The sequence below is a fragment of the Isoptericola sediminis genome, assembly GCF_013085345.1.
Classification (GTDB): domain Bacteria; phylum Actinomycetota; class Actinomycetes; order Actinomycetales; family Cellulomonadaceae; genus Isoptericola; species Isoptericola sediminis.
Map to the genome: position 1 here is coordinate 497,746 of NZ_JABFAJ010000024.1, position 7,766 is coordinate 505,511.

Annotated in this window: 3 protein-coding genes; all 3 read left to right on the forward strand. The window is 71.4% G+C overall.

Annotation, left to right across the window (positions count from 1 at the left end):
• The first annotated feature begins 108 nt into the window (after positions 1-108).
• The 3 genes from gltB (at position 109) to pyk (ending at position 7,653) form a co-directional block, all read left to right on the forward strand.
• On the forward strand, positions 109-4,677 hold the full coding sequence (gene gltB, locus HLI28_RS14785; protein ID WP_171248299.1) for a glutamate synthase large subunit: 4,569 nt from the start codon (positions 109-111) through the stop codon (positions 4,675-4,677).
• Positions 4,670-6,136, forward strand: a complete 1,467-nt coding sequence (locus HLI28_RS14790) for a glutamate synthase small subunit (RefSeq protein WP_171248300.1) — start codon at positions 4,670-4,672, stop codon at positions 6,134-6,136. Before gltB ends, HLI28_RS14790 begins: the two co-directional genes overlap by 8 nt.
• Positions 6,137-6,213: 77 nt before the next feature.
• On the forward strand, positions 6,214-7,653 hold the full coding sequence (gene pyk / locus HLI28_RS14795) for a pyruvate kinase (RefSeq protein WP_171248301.1): 1,440 nt from the start codon (positions 6,214-6,216) through the stop codon (positions 7,651-7,653).
• Positions 7,654-7,766 lie beyond the last annotated feature (113 nt).

Sequence of the window (7,766 nt, forward strand, 5' to 3'; positions counted from 1 at the left end):
GGAACCACCCCGGCCGGTCCCGCCCAGCAGTCCCTACGGGCCAACGACGTCCCGTCCCATCCATGCACGAGACGCGCCCGCGTGCGGGCGCACAGGAGGACGGTGTTGATGACCACGCCGCAGCACTGGGTCGCGCCCCCCGAGGCGCAGGGCCTCTACGACCCGGCGACCGAGCACGACGCCTGTGGTGTCGCGTTCGTCGCGACCCTGCGAGGAACCCCCGGCCGCGACATCGTCGACGCCGGTCTCACCGCCCTGCTCAACCTCGACCACCGCGGAGCGGTGGGTGCCGAGGAGAACAGCGGTGACGGCGCCGGCATCCTGACCCAGATCCCGGACGCGTTCCTGCGCGACGTCGTGGACGCCGAGCTGCCCCCGGCGGGCCGGTACGCGATCGGGATGGCCTTCCTGCCCCGCGACGCCGAGGCGGCGGACGCGATGGCCCACCGCTTCGAGGCGATCGCCGCCGAGGAGAAGCTCGACGTGCTCGCCTGGCGTGACGTCCCGGTCACGGCCGACCTCGTCGGGCCGACCGCCCGCGCCTCGATGCCGACGTTCCGTCAGGTGGTCGTCGCCGACCCGCAGCGCGAGCTGGCGGACCTCGAGCTCGACCGTCGCGCCTACCGGCTGCGCAAGCGTGCCGAGAACGAGCTCGAGCTCTTCCTCGCCTCGCTGTCGGCCCGCACCATCACCTACAAGGGCATGCTGACCACGGCGCAGCTCGAGCCCTTCTTCCCGGACCTGTCCGACCCGCGCTACGCCTCCGAGATCGCGCTGGTCCACTCCCGGTTCTCGACCAACACGTTCCCGTCGTGGCCGCTGGCGCAGCCCTTCCGCCTCGTGGCCCACAACGGCGAGATCAACACCGTGCGCGGCAACCGCAACTGGATGGCGGCCCGCGAGGGCCAGCTGGGCAGCGAGGCGCTGGGGGACCTGGACCCGCTGCTGCCGGTGTGCAGCCCGGGGTCCAGCGACTCGGCGAGCTTCGACGAGGTGCTGGAGCTGCTGCACCTGTCGGGCCGGTCGCTGCCGCACTCGGTGCTGATGATGATCCCCGAGGCGTGGGAGAACCACGACGAGATGGACCCCGCCCGGCGGGCGTTCTACCAGTACCACGCCAACCTCATCGAGCCGTGGGACGGTCCGGCCTGCCTGACCTTCACCGACGGCACGCTCATCGGCGCCGTGCTGGACCGCAACGGCCTGCGCCCGGGCCGCTTCTGGGTCACCGAGGACGGCCTCATCGTGCTCAGCTCCGAGGCGGGCGTGCTCGACCTCGACCCGGCCACCGTGGTCCGCAAGGGCCGGCTGGAGCCGGGCCGGATGTTCCTGGTGGACACCGCGCAGGGGCGGATCGTCGAGGACGACGAGATCAAGTCCCAGCTCGCCTCGCAGCGCCCCTACGGCGAGTGGATCGAGCAGAACTCGATCTCCCTGGACTCCCTGCCGGAGCGTGAGCACGTCGCGCACTCGCCGGCGTCCGTGCAGCGGCGCCAGCGCGCGTTCGGCTACACGTCCGAGGAGCTCAAGGTCATCCTGACCCCGATGGCGAACACCTCGGCGGAGCCGCTGGGCGCCATGGGCTCGGACACCCCGGTGGCGGTGCTGTCGAACCGGCCGCGCCTGCTGTTCGACTACTTCACGCAGATGTTCGCGCAGGTCACCAACCCGCCGCTGGACTCGATCCGCGAGCAGCTGGTGACCTCCATCGGCAGTGCCATCGGCCCGGAGCCGAACCTGCTCGACGACTCGCCGCTGCACGCCCGCAAGCTTGTGCTGCCGTTCCCCGTGCTCGACAACGACGAGCTGGCCAAGATCGTGCGCATCGAGCGCGACCCGCGGCTCGAGGGCGAGTTCCGGGCCGTCATCGTGCGGGGGCTCTACGACGTCTCGGGCGGTGGCCGCGCGCTGCAGGCCCGGCTCGAGGAGATCTTCGCCCAGGTCGACGCGGAGATCGAGGCGGGGGCGACGCACATCGTGCTGTCCGACCGCGACTCCGACGCCGAGCGGGCCCCGATCCCGTCGCTGCTGCTCACCTCCGCGGTGCACCACCACCTGCTGCGCCGGCACACCCGCACCCAGATCTCGCTGGTCGTCGAGGCCGGCGACGTGCGCGAGGTCCACCACGTGGCGCTGCTCATCGGCTACGGCGCCGCCGCGATCAACCCGTACCTGGCCATGGAGACCGTGGAGGACCTCGCCCGGCGCGGCTACCTCCAGGTGACGCCCGAGGCCGCCGTGCGCAACCTCATCACGGCGCTCGGCAAGGGTGTGCTCAAGGTGATGTCCAAGATGGGCATCTCGACGATCATGTCCTACCGCGGGGCGCAGGTCTTCGAGGCCGTGGGTCTGTCCCACGAGCTCGTCGAGGACTACTTCACCGGCACGACCAGCCGCCTGGCCGGCATCGGGCTCGACGTGATCGCGGCCGAGACCGCGGCGCGCCACGCCGAGGCCTACCCCGCCTCGGGGAACCACACGCCGCACCAGCGACTGACCACGGGCGGCGAGTACCAGTGGCGCCGCGACGGCGAGGAGCACCTCTTCGACCCGGAGACGGTGTTCCGGTTGCAGCACGCGACCCGGACGGGCCGGATGGACATCTTCCGGCAGTACACGCAGCGCGTGGACGAGCAGTCCGAACGGCTCATGACGCTGCGCGGTCTGCTGGAGTTCACCGGTGACCGCGAGCCCGTGCCGATCGACGAGGTCGAGCCGGTCAGCGAGATCGTCAAGCGGTTCAACACCGGTGCGATGTCCTACGGCGCCATCAGCCAGGAGATGCACGAGACCCTGGCGATCGCGATGAACCAGCTCGGCGGCCGGTCGAACTCGGGCGAGGGCGGCGAGGACACCGAGCGGCTGTACGACCCGGAGCGCCGCTCCCGCGTCAAGCAGATCGCCTCGGGCCGGTTCGGCGTCACCAGCGAGTACCTCACGCAGGCCGACGACATCCAGCTCAAGCTGGCCCAGGGCGCCAAGCCCGGTGAGGGTGGGCAGCTGCCCGGGCCCAAGGTGTACCCGTGGGTGGCCAAGACCCGGCACTCGACGCCCGGCGTCGGACTGATCTCGCCGCCGCCGCACCACGACATCTACTCCATCGAGGACCTGGCGCAGCTGATCCACGACGCCAAGAACGCCAACCCGAGCGCGCGGGTGCACGTCAAGCTCGTCTCCGAGTTCGGCGTCGGCACCGTGGCCACGGGCGTGTCGAAGGCGCACGCGGACGTCGTGCTGATCTCCGGGCACGACGGCGGCACGGGCGCGAGCCCGCTGACCTCGCTCAAGCACGCGGGGACGCCGTGGGAGATCGGCCTGGCCGAGACCCACCAGACGCTCGTGCTGAACAACCTGCGCGACCGCATCACGGTGCAGGTGGACGGCCAGATGAAGACCGGCCGCGACGTCGTCGTGGCGGCATTGCTGGGCGCCGAGGAGTTCGGTTTCGCGACGGCCCCGATGGTCGTGTCGGGCTGCATCATGATGCGCGTCTGCCACCTGGACACCTGCCCCGTGGGCGTCGCGACGCAGAACCCCGAGCTGCGCCGCCGGTTCACCGGCAAGGCGGAGTTCGTCGTGAACTTCTTCGAGTACATCGCCCAGGAGGTCCGCGAGCACCTGGCCGCCCTCGGGTTCCGGTCCGTCGAGGAGGCCGTCGGCCAGGTCCAGCGCCTGGACACGCGCCGCGTGATCGACCACTGGAAGGCGCAGGGCCTGGACCTGGGACCGGTGCTGGAGCGCGTCGAGCCCGTGGAGGGTTCCTCCCTGCACCGCACCCACGACCAGGACCACGGTCTGGACAAGGCGCTGGACCAGCAGCTGATCGCCCAGGCGCAGCCCGCGCTGGAGGACGGCCGGCCGGTGCGGATCGAGCTGCCGGTGCGGAACGTGAACCGCACGGTCGGCACGATGCTCGGTCACGAGGTGACCAAGCGCTACCACGGCGACGGACTGCCCGACGGCACGATCGACGTCACCCTCACCGGGTCCGCCGGGCAGTCGTTCGGCGCGTTCGTGCCGCGCGGTGTGACCCTGCGCCTGTACGGCGACGCGAACGACTACGTCGGCAAGGGCCTCTCCGGCGGTCTGCTGGTCGTCCGCCCGGACAAGGCCGCCGTGCTCGAGGGTGCGGCGAACGTCATCGCCGGCAACGTCATCGGCTACGGCGCCACCTCGGGCGAGATCTACCTGCGCGGTCGGGTGGGCGAGCGCTTCGGCGTGCGCAACTCGGGGGCGTCGCTCGTCGTCGAGGGCGTGGGCGACCACGGGTGCGAGTACATGACGGGCGGTGAGGTGCTCGTGCTGGGCCCCACCGGCCGCAACTTCGGTGCCGGCATGTCCGGTGGCATGGCGTACGTGCTCGACCTGCGCGACGGGGCGATGAACGCCGCCGCCGTCGCCTCCGGAGAGCTCGTCGTCGGCGCGCTCTCGGACGAGGACTGGGAGCGGGTCTCGGTGCTGCTGCAGCGGCACCTCGACGAGACCGGCTCGCCGGTCGCGGCCGAGCTCCTGGCCGACGAGGGCACGCGGGCCCGGTTCTCGCGCGTCCTCCCGCCCGGATGGGCCAACGTGCGCGTCGCGCTGGCCGAGGCCGAGTCGGCGGGGACGCCGCTCGGCGAGGGCGACGACTTCGACCCGACGCTGTGGGAGCGCATCATGGAGGTGGCTCGTGGCTGATCCCCGTGGATTCCTCAAGGTGCGGGAGCGAGAGCTCCCGCCGAGCAGGCCCGTCGAGGTCCGCCTGCGGGACTGGAAGGACACGTACGCGGTCCGCGAGGACGGCCAGCCGTTCCTCAAGGAGCAGGCCGGACGCTGCATGGACTGCGGCATCCCGTTCTGCCACCAGGGGTGCCCGCTGGGCAACCTCATCCCGGAGTGGAACGACCTCGTGCGCACCGACCAGTGGGCGGACGCGATCGAGCGGTTGCACGCGACGAACAACTTCCCGGAGTTCACCGGTCGTGTGTGCCCGGCGCCGTGCGAGACGAGCTGCGTGCTGGGCATCAACCAGCCGGCGGTGACCATCAAGAACATCGAGGTCTCGATCATCGACGAGGCCTTCGAGCGCGGGCTCGTGGTGCCGCAGGTGCCGCAGCGGCTGACGGGCAAGACCGTCGCCGTCGTCGGCTCGGGCCCGGCCGGTCTGGCCGCGGCCCAGCAGCTGACCCGGGCCGGGCACACCGTCGTGGTGTACGAGCGCGACGACGCCATCGGCGGACTGCTGCGCTACGGCATCCCGGACTTCAAGCTCGAGAAGTACCACATCGAGCGGCGCATGGAGCAGATGGAGGCCGAGGGAACCCGGTTCCGCGCCGGCGTCGAGATCGGCCGGGACCTCACCTGGGACGCGCTGCGCCGTCGGTTCGACTCCGTGGTCATCGCCACGGGGGCCACCGTCCCGCGCGACCTGGCGATCCCCGGCCGGGAGCTCGACGGGGTCGAGTACGCCATGGACTTCCTCACCCCGTCGAACAAGGCGGTGGCCGGCCACCCGGTGAAGGGTGCGCCGACGGCCGAGGGCAAGCACGTCGTGGTCATCGGCGGCGGTGACACCGGTTCCGACTGCGTCGGGACGTCGCTGCGCCAGGGCGCCGCGAGCGTGACGACCCTCGCGATCGGCAAGCAGCCGCCGACCGAGCGGCCCCCGCACCAGCCGTGGCCCACGGACCCGATCCTGTTCGAGGTCTCGAGCTCGCACGAGGAGGGCGGCGAGCGGCAGTTCCTGGCGTCCACCGTCGAGTTCCTCGGGGACGACCAGAAGGCGGTGCGAGCGCTCAAGGTCGCCGAGACGGAGTACCTCGAGGACGGGCGACGGGTGCCGAAGCCGGGTACCGAGCACGAGATCCCGGCCGACCTGGTGCTCATCGCGATGGGCTTCACCGGTCCGGAGGTCGACGACCTGGTCGACCAGACGGGTGCGGAGACGACCTCGCGCGGTCTCGTGCAGCGCCGGGACGACTACGCGTCCTCGCTGCCGGGGGTGTTCGTGGCCGGCGACGCCGGCCGAGGGCAGTCGCTCATCGTGTGGGCGATCGCCGAGGGGCGGGCGGCGGCCGCGGCTGCCGACGCCTACCTGCAGGGAACCACGGAGCTGCCGGCCCCGGTGGGCCCCCGCACCGTCGCCCTGAGAGGATGACAACGGATCCGGGCGCCGCCGTGGTGCCCGGGCACGCCCCGGCAGGCGCGGGGCGGTACGACGACGAGGCTGGAGACATGCGCAGAGCGAAGATCGTGTGCACCATCGGACCCGCGACGGCGTCCCCGGAGAAGCTCCGGGAGCTGGTCGACGCGGGTATGGACGTGGCCCGGATCAACCGGAGCCACGGTGAGCAGTCGGAGCACGAGAACGTGTACCACGGGGTGCGCACGGCGGCGAAGGAGGCGGGACGCAACGTCGCCGTCCTCGTCGACCTGCAGGGCCCGAAGATCCGCCTGGGGCGGTTCGACGGTGACGAGAAGCACTTCCTCAACGAGGGCGACACCCTCACGATCACGACCGAGGACGTCGTGGGGACCCGTGAGCTCGTCTCCACCACGCACCAGGGTCTGCCGCAGGACGCCCGCGTCGGCGACCCGATCCTCATCGACGACGGCAAGGTCCGCGTGCGGGTCACCGCGGTCGAGGGTCCGCGTGTCGTCACCACGGTCGAGGTGCCCGGTCCGGTCTCCAACAACAAGGGCCTCAACCTGCCCGGCGTGGCGGTGTCCGTGCCCGCGCTGAGCGAGAAGGACACCGACGACCTGCGCTGGGCGCTGCGCATGGGCGCCGACCTCATCGCGCTGTCCTTCGTGCGCAACGCCGCCGACTACGACGACGTCCGCAAGATCATGGACGAGGAGGGCCGGGTCGTCCCGGTCATCGCCAAGATCGAGAAGCCGCAGGCCGTCGACAACCTCGACGAGGTCGTCGCCGCGTTCGACGGATTCATGGTCGCCCGTGGTGACCTCGCCGTCGAGATGCCCCTCGAGCAGGTGCCGCTCGTGCAGAAGCGGATCGTCGAGATGGCGCGGCGCAACGCCAAGCCCGTCATCGTCGCCACGCAGGTGCTGGAGTCGATGACCACCAGCCCCCGTCCGACCCGTGCCGAGGCCTCGGACTGCGCGAACGCGGTGCTGGACGGCGCCGACGCGGTCATGCTCTCCGGCGAGACGTCGGTGGGCGACTACCCGATCCTCACGGTCAAGACGATGGCCTCGATCATCGAGGCCACGGAGGGTGCGGGGCGCGAGCGCATCGCACCGCTCGGTTCCACGCCGCACACCCGCGGCGGCATCATCACGCGCGCCGCGGCGGAGATCGGCGCCTCGCTGGAGGCCAAGTACCTGGTCACCTTCACCCAGTCCGGCGACTCGGCCAAGCGCATGTCGCGCCTGCGGTCGGGCATCCCGCTGCTGGCCTTCACCCCGGAGGAGTCGGTCCGCAACGTCCTGGCCCTGACCTGGGGCACCGTCAGCTACCAGGTGCCGAAGGTCGGCTCGGTCGACGCGATGGTCAGCCAGGTCGACCAGACGCTCCAGGCCAACGGTCTGGCGGAGGTCGGCGACCGCGTCGTCATCGTCTCGGGAGCGCCGGTGGGCGTCCCGGGCACCACGAACTCGATCCTCGTGCACAAGGTCGGCAGCCAGACCGACGCCCACGCGATCGCGGAGTGACGCGCTCCGGCTGAGACGACGAGGGGCCCGGACCGCAGCTGCGGTCCGGGCCCTTTCGTGTGCCCCGGGTGGTGTCCGGTCTCAGGACATCGGAATGGGGTGTCTCACGTCAT

Excerpts from the sequence above, each read along its gene's own strand:
- gltB (WP_171248299.1), top strand. The coding sequence starts at position 109 with ATGACCACGCCGCAGCACTGGGTCGCGCCCCCCGAGGCGCAGGGCCTC.
- pyk (WP_171248301.1), top strand. The coding sequence starts at position 6,214 with ATGCGCAGAGCGAAGATCGTGTGCACCATCGGACCCGCGACGGCGTCC.